At 71.9% G+C, this 18,692-nt stretch carries 15 protein-coding genes; 5 read left to right on the forward strand and 10 right to left on the reverse strand.

Translation table 11 applies throughout. The features are described 5' to 3' along the window. Positions 1-100 precede the first annotated feature (100 nt). The 3 genes from ACWCQ6_RS09260 to ACWCQ6_RS09270 all read left to right on the forward strand — a co-directional run bounded on the left by ACWCQ6_RS09260 (position 101) and on the right by ACWCQ6_RS09270 (position 3,112). The gene (locus ACWCQ6_RS09260; protein WP_451087074.1) at positions 101-1,156 is read left to right on the forward strand and encodes a dihydrodipicolinate synthase family protein; all 1,056 of its coding nucleotides are present in this window, start codon (positions 101-103) and stop codon (positions 1,154-1,156) included. After that, on the forward strand, positions 1,140-2,162 hold the full coding sequence (locus ACWCQ6_RS09265) for a hydroxyacid dehydrogenase (protein ID WP_451087077.1): 1,023 nt from the start codon (positions 1,140-1,142) through the stop codon (positions 2,160-2,162). The genes ACWCQ6_RS09260 and ACWCQ6_RS09265 overlap by 17 nt, the downstream gene beginning before the upstream one ends. 101 nt (positions 2,163-2,263) lie before the next feature. Continuing rightward, the gene (locus tag ACWCQ6_RS09270) at positions 2,264-3,112 is read left to right on the forward strand and encodes a fumarylacetoacetate hydrolase family protein (protein WP_451087079.1); all 849 of its coding nucleotides are present in this window, start codon (positions 2,264-2,266) and stop codon (positions 3,110-3,112) included. Positions 3,113-3,130: 18 nt separating this feature from the next. On the opposite strand, the gene ACWCQ6_RS09275 is transcribed toward ACWCQ6_RS09270, so the two are convergent. From ACWCQ6_RS09275 to ACWCQ6_RS09295, 5 genes are all read right to left on the reverse strand, one after another. Then, a complete protein-coding gene (locus tag ACWCQ6_RS09275; RefSeq protein ID WP_451087081.1) occupies positions 3,131-4,822 on the reverse strand; it encodes a flavin monoamine oxidase family protein in 1,692 nt (563 codons plus the stop codon). A 49-nt stretch (positions 4,823-4,871) separates the two neighbouring features. Further along, on the reverse strand, positions 4,872-5,669 hold the full coding sequence (locus tag ACWCQ6_RS09280; RefSeq protein ID WP_451087083.1) for a carbon-nitrogen hydrolase family protein: 798 nt from the start codon (positions 5,667-5,669) through the stop codon (positions 4,872-4,874). A gap of 197 nt (positions 5,670-5,866) precedes the next feature. Further along, complete coding sequence (locus ACWCQ6_RS09285; protein WP_189543760.1) at positions 5,867-6,322, reverse strand: Lrp/AsnC family transcriptional regulator; 456 nt, start codon at positions 6,320-6,322, stop codon at positions 5,867-5,869. Positions 6,323-6,432: 110 nt separating this feature from the next. Next, positions 6,433-7,890, reverse strand: coding sequence for an aldehyde dehydrogenase family protein (locus tag ACWCQ6_RS09290; protein WP_451087085.1), 1,458 nt, complete (start codon positions 7,888-7,890; stop codon positions 6,433-6,435). A 187-nt stretch (positions 7,891-8,077) separates the two neighbouring features. Beyond that, positions 8,078-9,544: a GuaB1 family IMP dehydrogenase-related protein gene (locus ACWCQ6_RS09295; RefSeq protein ID WP_451087087.1), complete on the reverse strand. Its 1,467-nt coding sequence runs from the start codon at positions 9,542-9,544 to the stop codon at positions 8,078-8,080. A 306-nt stretch (positions 9,545-9,850) separates the two neighbouring features. On the opposite strand from ACWCQ6_RS09295, the gene ACWCQ6_RS09300 reads away from it, so the two are divergent. Next, complete coding sequence (locus tag ACWCQ6_RS09300; RefSeq protein WP_451087089.1) at positions 9,851-10,873, forward strand: terpene synthase family protein; 1,023 nt, start codon at positions 9,851-9,853, stop codon at positions 10,871-10,873. 92 nt (positions 10,874-10,965) lie between these two features. Here the strand turns inward: ACWCQ6_RS09300 and ACWCQ6_RS09305 are convergent, their stop codons facing one another. From ACWCQ6_RS09305 to fmt, 4 genes are all read right to left on the reverse strand, one after another. Next, the gene (locus ACWCQ6_RS09305) at positions 10,966-11,982 is read right to left on the reverse strand and encodes a sugar-binding transcriptional regulator (RefSeq protein ID WP_072484555.1); all 1,017 of its coding nucleotides are present in this window, start codon (positions 11,980-11,982) and stop codon (positions 10,966-10,968) included. A gap of 152 nt (positions 11,983-12,134) precedes the next feature. Further along, positions 12,135-12,818 carry a ribulose-phosphate 3-epimerase gene (gene rpe, locus ACWCQ6_RS09310; RefSeq protein ID WP_451087091.1) on the reverse strand — a complete coding sequence of 228 codons (684 nt, stop codon included), beginning with the start codon at positions 12,816-12,818 and terminating at the stop codon, positions 12,135-12,137. Between the two features lie 367 nt (positions 12,819-13,185). Continuing rightward, positions 13,186-14,619 carry an RsmB/NOP family class I SAM-dependent RNA methyltransferase gene (locus ACWCQ6_RS09315; protein WP_451087093.1) on the reverse strand — a complete coding sequence of 478 codons (1,434 nt, stop codon included), beginning with the start codon at positions 14,617-14,619 and terminating at the stop codon, positions 13,186-13,188. 73 nt (positions 14,620-14,692) lie between these two features. Next, positions 14,693-15,625, reverse strand: coding sequence for a methionyl-tRNA formyltransferase (gene fmt / locus ACWCQ6_RS09320; protein WP_451087095.1), 933 nt, complete (start codon positions 15,623-15,625; stop codon positions 14,693-14,695). A 228-nt stretch (positions 15,626-15,853) separates the two neighbouring features. Between fmt and ACWCQ6_RS09325 the strand changes: the two genes are divergently transcribed. Continuing rightward, the gene (locus ACWCQ6_RS09325) at positions 15,854-16,402 is read left to right on the forward strand and encodes a hypothetical protein (protein WP_451087097.1); all 549 of its coding nucleotides are present in this window, start codon (positions 15,854-15,856) and stop codon (positions 16,400-16,402) included. Positions 16,403-16,466: 64 nt separating this feature from the next. On the opposite strand, the gene ACWCQ6_RS09330 is transcribed toward ACWCQ6_RS09325, so the two are convergent. Next, on the reverse strand, positions 16,467-18,611 hold the full coding sequence (locus ACWCQ6_RS09330; RefSeq protein WP_451087099.1) for a primosomal protein N': 2,145 nt from the start codon (positions 18,609-18,611) through the stop codon (positions 16,467-16,469). Between the last annotated feature and the right edge of the window lie 81 nt (positions 18,612-18,692).

Genomic DNA, 18,692 nt, shown 5'->3' on the forward strand with positions numbered 1-18,692 from the left:
CCCTCGTCGAGTGGCAGGCCGACTGGCTGCGCCGCGGGCTGCCACTGTCCGGCAAGCCCACCAAGTTCCAGGTCCGTGACGGAAGGTTCTGATCCACTCCATGTCCACTCACTCCCTCGTGCCGGCCCCCGCCCTGGACGCGCTCGCCCGCGGTGCCGTGATCCCCGCGCACCCGCTCGCCCTGCACGACGACGGCTCCTTCGACGAGCGCCGGCAGCGTGCGCTGACCCGCTACTACCTCGCTTCGGGCGCGGGCGGCGTCGCCGTCGCCGTGCACACCACCCAGTTCGAGATCCGCGAACCGGAGGTCGGTCTGTTCCGGCCGGTCCTGGAGCTCGCCGCCGAGACGATCGACGCCGAGGCCGGCCGTCCGTTCGTCAAGGTCGCCGGCGCCTGCGGCTACACGGCACAGGCCGTCTCGGAGGCCGAGACCGCCGCCGAGCTCGGCTACGACGCGGTGCTGCTCAGCCCGGCCGTGCCCGGTGCGGACGAGAAGGGGCTGCTGGAGCGGGCGCGGGCGGTCGGCGAGGTGCTGCCGGTGATCGGCTTCTACCTCCAGGAGGCCGTCGGCGGACGCTATCTGTCCCCGCACTTCTGGTCGTCCTTCACCGATCTGCCGAACACCGTCGCGGTGAAGATCGCCCCGTTCGACCGCTACCGCACCGCCGATGTCGTACGCGCCGTGGCCGCCGCGGACCGGGCCGACGAGGTGGCGCTGTACACCGGCAACGACGACGACATCATCGGCGATCTGCTCACCCCGTACGAGACGGCGGGCGGCCGTCCGCGCTGGTTCGCGGGCGGGCTCCTCGGCCAGTGGGCCGTGTGGACCGGCTCCGCGGTGACCCTCCTGGACGACGTCCGCAGGGCGCGCGGCGGGGACCACGAGGCGATGGTGCGCTGCCTGGCCCGGCGCCCGGAGCTGACCGACGCCAACAGCGCGGTCTTCGATGTGCGCGGCGCGTTCCGCGGCTGCATCGCCGGGGTGCACGAAGTGCTGCGCCGTCAAGGCCTGTTGGCGAACATCCGGTGCCTGGACCCTGCCGAGACGCTCTCGCCCGGCCAGGCCGAGGAGATCAGCCGGGTGGCCGCGGCCTACCCTTGGCTGACCGATGACGCCTTCGTTGCGGAGCACCTCGATGCCTGGCTCTCCTGACCCTGCCGGCCGTTCCCGGGTGGTCGTCGCCGTCCCGCCGGAGCTGCGGGCCCAGTTCTTCACCGCCGGGGTGTGGCGTGAGCTGGAGCGGGCGGCCGCACTCACCGTGGTCGACGACCACTCCGACCGGGCGGCGGTCGCGGCCGCGCTGCCCGGCGCCCGCGCGCTGATCACCTCGTGGCGGGCGCCCAAGGTGGACGCCGGGCTCCTGGCGTCGGCCGACCGGCTGGAGCTGGTGGCGCACACCGGTTCGGCGGTCGCGCCCTATGTCACCGAGGAAGTCTTCCGGCGGGGCATCCTGGTCACCCAGGCCGGTGACGAGATGGCCCGCCCGGTCGCCGAGGTGGCCCTCGCGTTCACGCTCTCGCTGCTCCACCGCGTCCACCGCTTCGACCATGCCCTGCGCGACGGGCTGGAGTGGGGTGCGGCGAGCGAGGCCCCGCCGCGCCACGAGATCCACGGCAGCGGCATCGGCGTGATCGGAGCCTCCCGCACCGGTCGCGCCTACATCGCCCTGGTGCGGGCGATGGGCGCGCGGGTGTGCGTCACCGACCCGTATCTGTCCGACGCGGACGCCGCGGCGCTCGGGGTGGAGTCCGTACCCCTGGAGACCCTGCTCTCGCGCAGCAGGATCGTGGCCGTGCACGCGCCGGTGACCGAGGAGACCCACCGGATGATCGGCGCCGAGCAGCTGGCGCTGATGCCGGACGGGGCGGGTCTGGTGAACACCGCCAGGTCGTGGCTGGTCGACGAGGACGCGCTCCTCGCCGAGCTGGCCACGGGCCGGCTGGACGCTGCGATCGATGTCTTCGACACCGAGCCACTGCCCACCGGCCACCTCTTCCGTTCCCTGCCGAACGTGCTGCTGACCCCGCACCAGGCGGCGGGCAGCGTCGAGTGCCGGCAGCGGCTCGGCGCGAGCGCGGTCGACGAGGTACTGCGGCTGCTCGCCGGGCGCCCCCCGGCCCATGCCGTCACCGCCGACGCCCTCGCCCGCCTGCATTAGGGCCTGTCCGGCGGATCAGGGTCTGACCCCGGCCGTGATCCGCCGGACAGGCCCTGAGGGCCGATTGCCCAACCCCCGTACCGTTCAGGAGATTTCATTTCATGCGACTGATGCGCATCGGCGAGCCGGGCCACGAACGCCCGGTCCTCGTCTGCCCCGAGGGCCGTCACCACGACCTGTCCGGCATCACCGACGACATCGACGGCGCGTTCCTCTCCGCGCTCGCCGACAACCCGCACCTGGTGCCCGCCGAGCCGGTGCTCCCGGAGATCGACATCACGGGCCTGCGGATCGGCGCCCCCGTGGCCCGGCCCTCCGCGCTGCTCTGCATCGGCCAGAACTACGCGGCCCACGCGGCGGAGTCGGGTGCCGAGCCGCCGAAGCAGCCGATCCTCTTCTACAAGTCGCCGAACACCGTCGTCGGCCCGTACGACGACGTGCTGATCCCGCGCGGCTCGAAGAAGACGGACTGGGAGGTGGAGCTGGCCGTCGTCATCGGCCGCCGCGCCTCCTACCTGGACTCCCCCGCCGACGCCGCCGCGCACATCGCGGGCTATGCCGTCAGCAACGATGTCTCCGAACGCGCCTTCCAGCTGGAGGAGTCGGGCGGTCAGTGGTCCAAGGGCAAGAGCTGCGCCACGTTCAACCCGCTCGGCCCGGTGCTGGTGACGGCCGACGAGGTCGGCGACCCGCAGCGGCTGCGGCTGCGCAGCCATGTCAACGGTGAGCCGCGGCAGGACTCCAGCACCGCGGACATGATCTTCAGCGTGGCGCATCTGGTGCACCATCTGTCGCAGTACCTGGTGCTGGAGCCGGGCGACATCATCAACACCGGTACCCCGCAGGGCGTGGCGCTGTCCGGCCGCTTCCCCTACCTGGGGCCGGGCGATGTGATGGAGGTCGAGATCTCGGGCCTCGGCCGGCAGCGCAGCGTCTGCCGGCCCTCGTAGCGGAGGCCGCGAGGCCTCTCAGTCCTCCGGGAGTTCGACCGGGGCGATGTCGTCGAAGACGTCGCCGGGGCCGGGGTTCGTCGCATCGGTCGCGCCGCCGAGCTGGGTCATCACGCCCCAGACGGCGTTGAGCGCGGTCTGTACGGCGCCCTCGGCCCATCCGGCCGTCCAGGAGATGTCGTCGCCCGCGAGGAACAGACCCCGGCGGTCGGCGGGCAGCCGGTCCTGCATGAAGTGGGTGAACAGCCGCCGCTGGTAGCGGTAGTGACCCGGCAGGTTGGCCTTGAACGCCCCCATGAACCAGGGCTCGTTCTCCCAGGACACCGTCACCGGGTTGCCGATGATGTGCTTCCTGATGTCGACGTCCGGGTAGATCTCGCCGAGTGACTTGAGCATGACGTCCATGCGCTCGTTCGGGGACAGCGGCAGCCACTTCAGGCTGTCGTCGCACCAAGTGTACGAGAGGCAGATGACGGCGGGCCGGTCGGGTCCGTCGTCCAGGAGGTACGTCCCCCGGGTCATCCGGTCGGTGAGCGTCATCGACATGGTGTCCCGCCCGGTGGCCGCGTCCTTGTCCAGCCAGAACGGCCGGTCGACGGGCACGAAGAGCTTGGACGACTCCATGTAGTGGGTGCGCTCCATCGCCGTCCAGTGGTCGATCGGGAAGAGCGCCTCGTCGCAGTCGATCTTCGAGAGCAGCAGCCAGGACTGCCCGGTGAAGATCGCGGCCGGGTAGGTGCGGATGTCGCCGGTGGCGTCGGTGACGGTGATCCGGTTGCCGGCGGTGCGGTTCAGCCGGGTCACGGCAGGGCGCGGCTCGCCGCTGTGCAGCGAGGACAGCGACGTGCCGAGCGGCCAGTGGACGATCTTCTGCGGCTCGCGGTCCCAGAGCCGCAGCGGGAGCTGCTGACTGCCGCCGACGATGCCCCGGTGGTGGTCGTCCGCCTCGGTGTAGACGACGCGCAGGATCTCCAGGATGGAGTTGGGGAAGTCGGTGTCCCAGCCGCCGGTGCCGAAGCCGACCTGACCGAAGATCTCCCGGTGCCGGAACGACTTGAAGGCGTCGGAGTCGCAGAGGAATCCGTAGAAGGTCTGGTTGTCGAGCTTCTTGACGAGCTCCGCCCAGATCTCCCGGATGCGTGGCACATCGCGCTCGCGCATCGCGCGGTTCATGTCGGAGAAGTCCGCGCCTTCCTCCAGGCAGCGGTTCCAGGCGTCCATCACATCGCGGTAGACCTGCGGCAGGTCGTCGATGGTCCGCGCGTAGTGCGACTCGCCCTTGAGGTCGACGACGGTCGACGGGGTGGCCGCGGAGAGCGGGTTGGGGAACGGCTTCGTCTCCAGGCCGACCAGGTCGATGTAGTGCTGGAGCGCGGTGGACGACGGCGGGAAGCGCATCGCGCCCATCTCGGCGGTGAGCTGCGGATCGCAGCCCTCGAAGCCGACGGTGCGCAGCCGGCCGCCGATCCGGTCCGCCTCGTAGACGACGGGCTTGAGTCCCATCTTCATCAGCTCGTACGCGGCGACGATGCCGGAGAGCCCGCCGCCGATGACGGCGATCTCGGTGCCGTGCTCGGTCGCGGGTATCTGCCCGATCCCGGCGGGGTGTGCCAGGAAGTCGTCGTACGCGTAGGGGAAGTCCGGCCCGAACATGGTGATCGGCTCGGTGGCGTCGGTGTGCTGGACGGCGTTGGGCACCGTGGACGTCATGGGGTACGGACTCCTTGCGCGGGTGAAGATGTGGAACGGGGAGGTCGGCTCAGACGAGGGAGCCGTACAGACCGGGGCGGCGGTCGTGCAGATACGGGTTGGCGGCGCGCGAGGCGCTCAGCAGCGCGGGGTCCATCTCGCCGACGACCAGTTCCTTGCCGCGTCCGGCGCGGCTGCGGACGGTGCCGTCGGGACCGGCCAGGCAGCTCAGCCCGACGAACTCGAACTCGCCCTCCGGGCCGCTCCGGTTGACGTACGCCACGTACATCTGGTTCTCGAAGGCCCGGACCGGCACGACGGACTCGGCGACGAACTGGAAGGGGTGCATCTGCGCGGTGGGCACCAGGAGCAGATCGGTGCCCGCGAGGGCGTGGGCGCGGACGTTCTCCGGGAACTCCACGTCGTAACAGATCATGATCCCGATGCGTACGCCGTCCAGTTCGGCCTGAACCACGCTCTGCTCGCCCGAGGTGAACCACTCCTGCTCGAAGCGGCCGAAGAGGTGGGTCTTGCGGTAGTTGGCGAGTGCCGTGCCGTCCGGGCCGATGAGCTGGGCGGCGTTGAAGATCTGCTCGCCCGCACGCTCCGGGTAGCCGTAGAGGACGGCGAGCCCGTGCCGTGCGGCGATCTCGCCGACGGCCAGGGCGGACGGCCCGTCGGCCGGCTCGGCCAGCCGCGGCACATCGGCCCCGATCGCGTATCCCGTCAGGAAGAGTTCGGGGCAGACCAGCAGCCGCGCCCCGGCATCCGCCGCCCGCCGCGCGGCACCGTCGAGCACCTCGATGTTCTCGGCCACGTGCCCGGGTCGTCCGGAGTTCTGGAGCAGGGCGGTGCGCAACGGCGGCATGGCTGACCTCGAACGGTGCGGGCTGGCGGGGACGTATCGAAGGTACGGTCCGCCGCTCGCACCGGACAAGGCGCGAGTGTTGCGCGTACACCGTCGATCCGTTGCGCGCCGACGGCCGTGCGCGGCGATTCATTGCGCGGGGCGTCTGCGCAGGTCAAAAGGGTGACCCCGGTCTCACCCGGCCCGCCGCGCCGGACCTATTCCGGCGCGCCCGAGGAGTACCGCCGCAGCAGTGGCGACAGCACCAGCACGGACTTCGTCCGCTCCACGTACGGCTCGCCCGCGATCCGCTCCAGGACCTGCTCGAAGTGGCGCATGTCCGCGGCGAAGACCTGCACGATCGCGTCCGCCTCCCCCGTCACCGTGGAGGCCGACGCGATCTCCGGATAGCGCGCGAGCCCCTGCTTGATCGCCTCCGGCGAGGTGTTGCGGCTGCAGTAGATCTCGATGAATCCCTCGGTCTCCCAGCCCAGCGCCGCCGGGTCCACCCGGACCGTGAAGCCGGTGATGGCGCCCTCGGCGCGCAGCCGGTCCACCCGGCGTTTCACGGCGGGGGCGGACAGTCCGATCATCGCGCCGATGTCGGCGTAGGAGCGCCGGGCGTCTTCGGCGAGGGCGTGGACGATGCGTTCGTCGAGGTCGTTCAGGCGCACTTCGGGCGGTTCACTTCTCTGCGATGGCCGGTTTCGGGGGCGGCACGGGCCGCTCCCGAAGTAGACCACGGCGCGCCCTGCCGGGCGCGCTCACCGCAGGGCGTGACCGGTCAGAACGGGAACTGCGAGCGGCCGTGCTGCACCGAGATCCACTTCTGGGTGGTGAAGGCCTCGGCCATCGCGTCGCCGTTCAGCCGGCCGAGGCCGGAGCTCTTCTCGCCGCCGAAGGGGACGATCGGCTCGTCGTGGACCGTGCCGTCGTTGATGTGGATCATGCCGGTGTGGATGCGCTGCCCGACCCGTACACCGCGCTCGATGTCGCCGGTGTGCACCGCGCCGCTCAGTCCGTAGGGGGTGTCGTTGGCGATCCGTACCGCCTCGTCCTCGCCGTCGAACGGCACGACCAGCGCGACCGGCCCGAAGATCTCCTGGGACAGGACGGGGGAATCGGCGGCCAGCCCGGTCAGCACGGACGGGCTCACCAGATTACCCTCGGTCCGGCCGTGCAGCAGAGCCGTCGCACCGGCCGCCACGGTCTGCTCGACGAGTGAGGAAATCGCCTCGGCCTGCGAGGAGTTGATCAGCGGGCCGATCACGGTCTCCGGGTCGGCCGGGTCGCCGACCGGCAGCGAGGCGACCTTGGCGACGAACTTCTCGGTGAACTCCTTCTCCACCGCCCGGTCGACCAGAATCCGGTTGGCGGCCATGCAGACCTGGCCCTGGTGCACGTACCGGCTGAACACGGCCGCGTCCACGGCGTAGTCCAGATCGGCGTCGTCGAGGACGATCAGTGCGCTGTTGCCGCCGAGTTCGAGCACGGCGCGCTTGAGGTTCGCCGCGCAGACCGTGGCGACGTGCCGCCCCACCTTGTCCGAGCCGGTGAAGGAGATGACCTGCGGAACGGGGTGCTCCAGCAGGGCGTCGCCGATCTCGGCGATGTCGGTGACCACGACGTTGAGCAGGCCGGCCGGCAGCCCGGCCTCCTCGAACACCTTCGCCACCAGCGTGCCGCCGCAGACCGGGGTGTTCTGGTGCGGCTTGAGCACCACCGCGTTGCCGAGCGCCAGGGCGGGGGCGACCGACTTCAGCGACAGCAGGAAGGGGAAGTTGAAGGGGCTGATGACGCCCACGACACCGACGGGTACCCGGTAGACGCGGTTCTCCTTGCCCTCGGTCGGCGAGGGAAGTATCTGCCCGGTGGGCCGCAGCGCGAGCTGGACCGACTCCCGCAGGAATTCCTTGGCGAGATGCAGCTCGAAGGCCGCCTTCAGCCGGGTGCCGCCCAGCTCCGCGACGATCGCGTCACCGATCTCGGACTCCCGCTCCTCGACGATGCGCAGCGCCCGCTCCAGCACCATCCGCCTGGCGTACGGGTTGGTCTCGCCCCAGGCGCGCTGGGCGTCCTGCGCGGACCGGTAGGCCTGGTCCACCTCGTCGGCCGTGGCGACCGTGATCGAGGCGAGCTTCTCCCCGTTGTACGGATTGAAGTCGATGATGTCCCAGGACCCCTTGCCCGGCCTCCACTCTCCGTCGATGTACTGATGGGCCAGGTCGGTGAAGAAGGACATGAGATCCCTTACCGCAGAGGAACGGGCAGTTGATTGGGATTCATGTTACTTAGGAGGAACAGCAATTGGTGGATTGCGGAGGTCCTGAACCGGACATCCGTTCCCTCCGGCGGAAGCACCCGAGAACGCCGATGCCCCTCCCGGCACGAACGGCCCGGGGGGGCACCGGCGTTGCGGTACTACGGGATCAACTCCAGCTGGCGTGAAGCGGCTTGCCCTCGGCGTATCCGGCGGCGCTCTGCACCCCGACGACCGCCTTCTCGGCGAACTCCGCCAGGGAGCCCGCACCGGCGTAGGTGCAGGCGGAGCGGACGCCCGCGATGATCGAGTCGATCAGGTCCTCGACGCCGGGCCTGGTCGGGTCGAGGAACATCCGCGAGGTGGAGATACCCTCCTCGAAGAGCGCCTTGCGGGCCCGGTCGTAGGCGGACTCGTCCGAGGTTCGGTTCTTCACGGCGCGCGCGGACGCCATGCCGAAGGACTCCTTGTAGAAGCGGCCGTCGGCGGCCTGCTGGAGGTCGCCGGGCGACTCGTACGTACCGGCGAACCAGGAACCGATCATCACGTTCGACGCACCGGCGGCAAGTGCCATGGCCACATCGCGCGGGTGCCGGACACCGCCGTCCGCCCAGACGTGCTTGCCGTACTTCTTCGCCTCGGCGGCGCACTCCAGAACGGCGGAGAACTGTGGCCGGCCCACACCGGTCATCATCCGGGTGGTGCACATGGCGCCGGGGCCGACACCGACCTTGATGATGTCCGCGCCGGCCTCGATGAGGTCGCGCACACCCTCGGCGGCGACGATGTTGCCCGCGACGATCGGGACCTGCGGGTCGAGCGCGCGGACGGCCCGGACCGCGTTGATCATGGATTCCTGGTGGCCGTGGGCGGTGTCCACGACGAGCGTGTCGACGCCCGCGTCGAGGAGTTGCTTGGCCTTGCCCGCGACATCGCCGTTGATCCCGACGGCCGCGGCGATCCGCAGCCTGCCCCCGGCGTCGGTGGCGGGGGTGTACAGGGTGGCGCGCAGCGCGGCCTTACGGGTGAGGATGCCGACGAGCCGGCCGTCCGCGTCGACCGCGGGGGCGAGCTTGCGGTTGGCGCCGTCCAGCTTGTTGAACGCGTCGCGCGGGTCGATGTCCGAGTCGAGCAGCACCAGGTCCTTGGACATGACCTCGGAGAGCTGGGTGAAGCGGTCGACACCTGTCAGGTCGTGCTCGGTGACGACACCGAGGGGCCGCTGCTCCTCGTCGACGACGACACCCGCTCCGTGCGCGCGCTTCGGCAGCAGCGACAGGGCGTCGGCGACCGTCTGGCCCGGGGCCAGCACGATCGGTGTGTCGAGCACCAGGTGTCGTGTCTTCACCCAGGAGATGACGTCGGTGACGACCTCGATCGGGATGTCCTGGGGGATGACGACGAGCCCACCGCGACGGGCGATCGTTTCGGCCATCCGGCGGCCCGCGATGGCCGTCATGTTCGCCACGACGAGCGGGATGGTGGTGCCGGTGCCGTCGGGCGAGGAGAGATCGACACCCTGGCGGGAACCGACCGCCGAACGACCCGGGACCATGAAGACGTCGTCGTACGTGAGGTCGTACGGGACCGAGGGGGAGTCTGTGTAACGACCAGTACCGGGCTCAAGAAAACGCATAACGCTCATTTTTTCACACGAAACGGAGCAGGTCGCCGCTACGAAGGCACAACAAAGGACACCCGCGTCCGTACGTTCCTCCAAAGGAACCGGGCGGGAGTCCTCGGCAAGCAGAACCTGCCTTGCCCGCGGACCTTACCCGGGGACAGGAAAATCATTCACGATCATCTGCCCTGGACCTGGCGACAAGGGGTCCGGTAGCTTCAAACCCGCAGGTCCCGTGGGTCTTGTCTACGCCCCGGAGGAACAGCCGGAAGGGTCACAACTTCCGTCACACGTACGACCGGAGAGGATCACGACCCACCCGTGGAGAGCGAACTACCGGACATTTACTGCCCGTTCCCCCAGCGAACCAACCTGAACGTCGGGCACACCCGAGTCCACCTCGACGAATGGACACGCAACACCGGTCTGGTACACCGTGATTCAGCCAGGGACCGCTTCGTGCAGGCGGACTTCGGGGCATTCGTCGGCATGGTGTATCCGACCGCGGACGGCAAGAATCTCGATCTCGTCGCCGACTGGTTCGTATGGCTGTTTCTCGTCGACGACCAGCTCGACGACGGCCATCTCGGCCGCAGCCCCGAGCGGGTGCGCGACGTGGTCGAGCTGATGCGGGCCGTGATCGAGGACGACGTCCCGGGCACCTTGCCGGCCGGGCAGCTGCCCGCCGCCGTGGTCGCCCTGGCCGATCTGTGGGAGCGGACCACGCCGGCCGCCGCCCCGCACTGGCGCACCCGGTTCGGCTGGCACCTCACCACGTACCTCAGGACGACCACAACGTGGGAGGCGGGCAACCGGGCCGCCGGCGTGGTGCCGTCCGAGGAGACGTACATAGCCAAGCGCCGTCACACCGGAGCGATACATGTCTGCATGGACCTGATAGAGATCGTGGCCGGGATCGAGGCTCCCGAGTCGATCCACAACGACTCCCGGTTCATCACCGCGCTGGAAGCCTCGTGCAACGTCGTGTGCTGGGCCAACGACGTGTATTCGTACGAGAAGGAGCAGGTGCTCGGCGAGATCCACAACCTCGTCCATCTGGTCCGTCACCATCGCGGCTACGGCGAGCGGGAGGCGCTCGAACACGTCTGTGCCCGGATCACGGCGGAGACGGAGCGCTTCCTCAGCGCCGAGTCCGAGCTGCTGTCCGCGTACCCGCAGCGGTCCTGGATGCTCTCGCCGTACCTGGACGGAATGCGGAGCTGGATGCGCGGCAATCTCGACTGGTCGCGGCAGACCCCTCGCTACAACCCGGCCGATGTGAGTCAGTACAAGGAGCCGGAGGAGTATCTGGAGGCGACGGTCCTGGGCGTGGTCCGGGACTGAGGCCACTGCGAACCGGAACCGCCCGGACAGCGCTCGCGCTGTCCGGGCGGTTGCGTCCGGGCGGTTGCGTGTCCGGGCGGTTGCCGGGCCGCTCAGTCCCCGTCCGGGTCGGCCCGCTCCAGCGCCGGCCGCTGCGGTGCCGCCGACTCCGTCAGCAGATAGTCGGCCGCCGCCGTGTCCGTCACCAGGCTGGTGACGAGCCCGGACCTCAGCACCGCCCCGATCGCCGCGGCCTTGCGCTGACCACCCGCGATCGCCACCACCTCGGGGATCCGGCGCAGCCGGTCGGCCTCGACCGTGATGCACCGCTCCCCCAGGTCCCGGCCGACCCGCCGGCCCTCGGTGTCGAAGAGGTGCGCCGACATCTCCGCCGCGACACCGAGCGAGGCGTAGTGCGCCCGCTCCTCGTCGCTGAGCATGTCGTGGACGGTCGAGATGCCCGGCTCCCAGGAGCCGATCGAGACCGCCGCGACCGTCACCTTGTCGAAGTACTCGAAGGCGCGGGCGATGCCGGTCTGGTGGCGCAGCGCGGCGGCCGTGGCCGGGTCGGGCAGCAGCATCGGGGCGTAGATGGGGTGGGCCTCGCCGCCGGACACCTGGGCGGCCCTCCGGACCGCCTCGACGGAGCCGCGCTCGGCCGTCCCCGCGTCGTACACCCCGGTGAGCTGGACGACCGTACAGGGCGGCAGCCGGTCGAGCGCCGCGGCCATGTGAATGGTGGACCGGCCCCAGGCCAGCCCGAGCACATCACCCTCGTTCACCAGTTCGCCGAGGAGATCGGCCGCGACCTCGCCCAGGTTCTCCGGGTCCGGTGCGTCGTCCTGCTCCTCGGCCGGGGACTCGACGACGACCGCGTGACGCAGCCCGTAGCGGGCGCGGAGCGCGTCGGAACGCTCGGCATCCAGCTCGGCGGGGACACGGATCTCGATCCGTACGAGGTCGCGCTCAAGAGCCGTCTCCAGGACGCGGGCCACCTTGAAGCGGCTGACGCCGAATTCCTCGGCGATCTGGATCTTCGACTTTCCCTCGAGGTAGAAGCGGCGGGCCATGGCCGCCGCCTGCACCAGCTCCGCGGGCCCCATCCGCAGGGCGGACCGGCCCGCCGACATTGCAGACACCGCGTTCTCCTCACTGCTGTTCACACTCTCGATACGCCGTTCATCCTGTCAGATCCGGCGTTCCCTGACCGGTCCCGTCGGACCGCGTTCATCTGCCCCTGGCCCGGCCGACCCGCAATCGGCGACGAGCGTCGATTGCGGTGTCAGTGGCCGCACGCCCAGGCCGCCGACGCGATCGCCCCGTCGGCCTGGGCACGCAGGGCCCGCACCGCCTCGGCCGGGTCCGCCGCCCCGTACACCGCCGAACCCGCGACGAAGACATCCGCGCCGGCCTCGGCGCACCGCTCGATGGTGGAGGCGGAGACGCCGCCGTCGACCTGGAGCCACAGTTCGAGCCCGTGCTTGGAGATCAGCTCACGGGTGCGGCGGATCTTCGGCAGCATGATGTCCAGGAAGGCCTGGCCGCCGAAGCCCGGCTCCACCGTCATGATCAGCAGCATGTCGAGCTCGGGGAGCAGGTCCTCGTACGGCTCGATGGGCGTCGCGGGCTTGAGCGCCATGGAGGCACGGGCACCCTTGGCCCGGATCTCCCGCGCCAGCCGTACGGGGGCCGCCGCGGCCTCCGCGTGGAACGTGACGGAACCGGCGCCCGCCTCGACATACCGGGGCGCCCAGCGGTCGGGGTCCTCGATCATCAGATGGCAGTCCAGCGGCGTCTCTGTGGCCCGGCTGAGCGATTCGACGATCGGCACGCCGAGGGTCAGATTGGGCACGAAGTGGTTGTCCATCACATCGACGTGGAGCCAGTCGGCGCCTTCGACCGCCTTCGCCTCCTCGGCGAGGCGGGCGAAGTCTGCGGACAGGATGCTGGGGTTGATCTGGGCCATGTCCCAAGCCTGCCATGTTCCGCGCCGCTTCCCCGCCCCGGTGCGGGCCAAAGCCTCACGGGATCATTACAGTTCGCGCGATCCGGGCGCCCCGACCGCTCGATACGGGCGTTTCGGCCCGCGGCAGGCGCTTCGGGAGGCCATGGGCCACATCGGCCGGTTCAGAGCCTGGCGGGCGGTCTCCGACCGGGCGGGGCGTGGTCCGGCACGGCACGCTGCCCGCGTTGTCGTCGGTCGACGACGCTCCTCCCCCGAGCTCTCGGCTCCGCTCGCACAGGGGAGCCCCCGTCCGACTCCCTCCTCCGCCTTGGAATCGCACGCATCGGACCACGCCCGCCATCCCGATCCGAGGTCGCCCGCCAGGCTCTCAGGCGGTACGCCGCAGCAGGGCCAGATACATCGCATCCGTGCCGTGCAGATGCGGCCACAGCTGGACATCGGGGCCGTCGCCCAGCGCGGGCACGCCCGGCATCAGCGGGCGGGCGTCCACCCACTCGGCCTCGACGGGCCGGCCGCCCCGGCCCCTGAGCACGTCGTCGACGACGACCCGGGTCTCCGCGAGATGCGGCGAGCAGGTCGCGTAGCCGACGACGCCGCCGACCCGTACTGCCTTCAACGCCTCGCGCAGCAGGGCGCGTTGGAGCGGGGCGAAGTTCTCCAGGTCTTCCTTGCGGCGCCGCCAGCGTGCCTCCGGGCGGCGGCGCAGGGCGCCGAGGCCCGAGCACGGCACGTCCATCAGGACCCGGTCGAAGCTGCCGGGCCGCCACGGCGGGCGGGTGCCGTCGGCAGTGATCACCTGGTACGGGCCCGGGTTGCCGGCCAGCGCACGCTCGACGAGCCGGGCGCGGTGCGGCTGCTTCTCGGCGGCCAGCAGGGCTGCGCCCCGTTCCGCGGCGAGCGCGGCGAGCAGGGCGGCCTTGCCCCCGGGGCCCGCGCAGCCGTCGAGCCAGCGGTCGTCGCTGCCCTCCACCGGCGCGTTGGCGAGGGCGGCGGCCACCAGCTGGCTGCCCTCGTCCTGGACCCCGGCCCGGCCCTCCTGCACGGCGGTCAACGCACCGGGCTCGCCGCCCTCCGCCATCCGCACGGCATAGGGCGACCAGCGGCCCGGCAGGCCGTTCTCGTCGCCGAGGGCGGTGAGCAGCTCGTCGGTGGTGGAGCGGCCGGGGCGGGCGACCAGGGTGACCTCCGGCCGTTCGTTGTCCGCTTCGAGGAGGTCCTCGATCCCGGCCCGGCCGCCGCCCAGCGCGTCCCACAGGGCCGAGACGACCCAGCGCGGATGCGAGTGCACGACCGCGAGGTGGTCCTCGGGGTCCTCCTCGTACGACGGCGCCACCCGGGCCACCCAGCCGTCGAGGTCGTCCGCGGAGACCTTGCGCAGCACGGCATTGACGAACTTGGCCCGTCCCTCACCGAGCACCACCCGGGCCAGCTCCACGCTGGCGGAGACCGCGGCATGGGTGGGGATACGGGTGCCGAGCAGCTGGTGCACGCCCATGTCGATCACGTCCAGGACCGGCGGGTCGACCTCGCGCAGCGGCCGGTCGATGCAGGCCGCGACGATCGCGTCGTACGTCCCCTGGCGGCGCAGCGTGCCGTAGACGAGCTCCGTCGCCAGCGCCGCGTCCCGGTTGTCGAAGTCGCCCTTGGCGCGTGCCTTCTTCAGCAGCGGGGGCAGGACGAGGTTGGCGTACGCGTCCCGTTCGTCGACGGCCCTGAGGGCTTCGAAGGCGAGGAACCGGACCGGGTCCTTCCTGGGGCGGCGATGCGGCTTGGCGGGACGGCGACGCTGCTGGTCGTTCACGTGAAAGGTGCTCCGCTGACGGTGAGGGGGCGAACCCTCCCAGCCTACGTCGCCGCCCCGCCGGCGCAGGGCCTCAGATCCCCAGCAGCTCGCCGTGGACGATCCGCACGCCGCGGGCCCAGTCCGCGGCCCGCATCGGCTTCTTGCCCTGCGGTTGGACCCAGAGCAGCTCGACGGCGTGCGATCCGGTGCCCACGTAGACGTTGTTCTTGGCCGCGGACAGCTCGCCGGGCGCCAGGTCGACGCGGTCCAGGACGGGCACCGCCTGGATCAGCTTCAGCCGCTCTCCCCGGAAGAGCGTCCAGGCCCCGGGGGCGGGCGTGCAGCCGCGCACCACCCGGTCGACGCGCAGTGCGGGCGCCGACCACTGCACCTGTGCGTCCTCGACGGTGATCTTCGGGGCGAGGGTGACGCCGTCCGCCGGCTGCGGCACGGCGTGCAGCGTGCCGTCCTCGATGCCGTCCATCGTCGCGGCGAGCAGCCCCGCACCGGCGAACGCCAGCCGGGTGAGCAGATCACCGCTGGTGTCGGTGGGACGCACCTCCTCGGTGAGGACGCCGTACACCGGGCCGGAGTCGAGCCCCTCCTCGATCAGGAAGGTCGAGGCGCCGGTCACCTCGTCCCCGGCCATGACCGCGTGCTGCACGGGGGCCGCGCCGCGCCAGGCGGGCAGCAGCGAGAAGTGGAGGTTGACCCAGCCGCGGGCGGGTACGGCGAGCGCCTCCTTGGGAAGCAGCGCCCCGTAGGCGACGACCGGACAGCAGTCCGGGGCGATCTCCCGCAGCCGGGCGAGGAAGTCCTCGTCGCGCGGCCGGGCGGGCTTGAGCACCTCGATACCGGCCTCCTCGGCGCGCTCGGCGACCGGGCTGGCGACCAGCCGACGCCCCCGCCCGGCGGGGGCGTCGGGCCGGGTCACGACGGCGGCCACCTCGTGCCGGTCGGAAGCGATCAGGGCGTCCAGGGCTGGTACGGCTACCTCGGGGGTGCCTGCGAAGACGAGCTTCATGGGTGGCTGACTGCCTCTCGGGCCGGAACGTGCGGTGACGAGCAACGCACAAGTCTATGGGCCGGGCGGGCGGGGGGCGTACGCATGGCCGTGCGCTCCGTTGAAAGGCGCACGCGCCCCTGGTGCGTGACCAGATCCACGGCTGACGCGTTGGTCAAGAGAGATTGACCGAAGCGAGCCGCCACGTGCGGCCCGATCCCTTTCAACGCCGGTTCGAGAGGCTTCTTCATGGCCGACCACGCAACCCACGACGCCCAAGCGAGGGCCAGTCTGCATCTGTTGGTGCGGGACATCGAGCGGGTCCGGCGGCAGGTGGACGCGCTGCGCACGCTCACCGCCCAACTGGGCAACGTCTACCGTCCGCGCCGCTCCGGCCCGTCCACGGGCTTTGTCGTCTACGGCAGGGCCCCGGCCCCCACTGTGCGGCTGGCCCAGGAACTGCGCGACAGCGTCGAGACCCTGGTCACCGCCGCGGTCGACTTCGACCGCTCGCTGGGCTTCTCCTGGGACGCGGTGGGCTCCGCGCTCGGGGTCACCAAGCAGGCGGTGCACCGCCGCTACGGCGCACGCCGCAACGCCCGGCAGCCCGGGACGGCCGAAGCCGCCGGGGAGACCTCGGTGCCGCGCACCCTGCCCGTCGTACCCGGCTCCGGCAGCACGCCCGCGCTGCCCGCCGTACCCGCCGCCCGTTCCATGCCGCCGCAGCCGTCGGCGGACCGCCCGACACGGCGCGAGGACCTGCGCCCCGGAGCCTTCCCCGGCCCACGCAACGGCTGACCGCCCCGTCCATCGCTGCCCCGCCGCGCTCGACGCACGGCGGGGCAGCCTCATGGTCTCGCCGTCACCCGATGTCCAGCGGATCCACCCGGATCCGGACCTGCTCACCACTGCCCCGGGACATCCGCGCCGCCTGCGCGGCCTTCAGCGCGGCCGCCAGCGCCGCCCCGCTGCCCGGCGGCACCCTGAGCAACGCCCGCTCCCAGGACTCCCCGGGCGGTGCGTCCCCGGGCCTGCGGGGCCTGCCCGGTCCGTCGGCCGGCACCGGGACCGGGCCCAGCACCTCGGCCTCCGGCGGCAGCTCGGCCGCCGCCAGAAAGGCCGCCAGCGCCTGAGGCGCACCGGTCACCGAGGCCATCCGGGACACCGGGGGGAAGCCGAGCTCGGCGCGCTCCGCCAGCTCACGGCGGGCGTGTCCGACCGGGTCCCAGCGCACCAGGGCCTGTACCGGGCGCAGCGTGGGCTCGGCGACTACCACCACCGTGCCGCCCTCCGGCTGCCCCCGAACCAGCGAGGCCGCGGCCGTCCACCGGCGCAGCGCCTCCTCGCCCGCCCGCAGATCGGGGCGGCCGACCATCGCCCAGCCGTCCAGGAGCAGCGCGGCCGCATAGCCGCCCTCGGCCACGGGCTCGGCGCCGGGAGTGCTGACGACCAGTGCGGGCACGTCCGGCACCGAGTCGAGGATGTGGTCACGGCCGGAGGTCCGCACCGGCACGGCGGGAAAGGCCCGGCCGAGCTCCTCGGCCGTCCGGCGGGCACCGACGATCCGGGCCCGCAGCCGGTCACCGCCGCAGGCGACGCAGTGCCAGGCGGTCTCGGCCCGCCCGCACCAGGCGCAGTCGAGCCCCCGCTGGTCCGGCGCCTGGAGGGGGCCGGCGCAGTGCCGGCAGCGGGCGGGCTCGCGGCAGCGCTCGCAGGCCAGCCGCGGCGCATAGCCGCGGCGTGGCACCTGGACCAGGACGGGGCCGCTGCGCAGCCCGTCCCGTACGGTCTGCCAGGCCAGGCTGGGCAGCCGCGCGGCCCTCGCGGCACCGTCCCGCGCCAGCTCCCCGTCGCCGACCGTGCGCACCAGGGGCGCCGCGATCCGCAGCTGCTGCCGGTCCGCGCGCAGCGGCAGTGCCCAGCCGCTCTCCACCAGCTGAGCGGCCTCCACCGTGCAGTTCGTGCCGCCGAGCAGGAACGCGCACCGGCCGTGCGCGGCCCGCAGTTCGAGCACCTCGCGGACGTGCGGGAAGGGGGCGTTGTCGTCGCTGTGGCTTGCGTCCCCGTCGTCCCAGACGGCGACCAGACCGAGATCGGTGACGGGTGCGAACATCGCCGCTCTGGTCCCGACGACCGCCCGCACCGAGCCGCGCCGCACGGCGAGCCACTCCCGGTACCGCTTCTCCGGTCCGGAGTCGGCGGTCAGCAGCGCGTGGTGCCCCGGGCCGAGCAGCCCGGTGAGGGCGGTGTCCACCCGCGCCGCGGCCCGGCCGTCGGGGACGACGACGAGGGCGCCGCGCCCCGATGCGAGGGTCGCGGCCATGGCCCTGGCGATCTCCTCGGGCCAGTGGGGTCCGGGCAGCGCGGTCCAGACGGCCCGGGGCGCGCCGCCCTCGGCCAGCGCCCGCAGGAACGCCGGCCCCTGCGCGTACCGCTCCCAGCTCCCCGCCGGCGGGGCGGGCGGCGGTGGCAGCGGCTCGGGCGAGGGCCTGGACTCGGCCCTGCCGTTCCGGGGCGGCACGGCGAGCTGGAGCACATCGGCGAGGCTGCCGGCATACCGGTCGGCGACGGCGCGGGAGAGCGCGAGCAGCTCGGGCCCCAGCACCGGTTCGGGCGACACGACATAGGCGAGCGCCGCGAGGGCGCCCGGGTAGTCCGATTCGGCGCGCCGCTCGACGACGAAGCCGTCGATCAGCCCGCCGCCCTCGCGCCGGCCGCCGCGCACATTGCGTCCCCCGGCCCCGAAGCGCACCCGCACCCGCACTCCGGGCTGTGCCTCGGCGTCGAGCTCCTCGGGCACCGCGTAGTCGAAGTACTGGTCGAGATGGAGCAGGCCCTTGTTGACCAGCACCCGGGCGACGGGCAGCCGGCCGGCGAGCGCGGCGCCGCGCCAGGTCCGCGGCTTGGCCCGTGGCACCTTGGCCCTGCGCACCGTCTCCCGGATCAGCGCAAGCTGCTCCGGGGCCCCGTCCCGGGAGTCCGCGGATCGCTCGTTGTCGCTGCTCACAGCCACATTCCTACCAGACACCACGGACAGCGGCCCGGGTGCGGCAGTACTGCAGGCCGGACGTGCCGGGGCCCGGACACC

This window comes from Streptomyces sp. NPDC001880 (assembly GCF_053594575.1).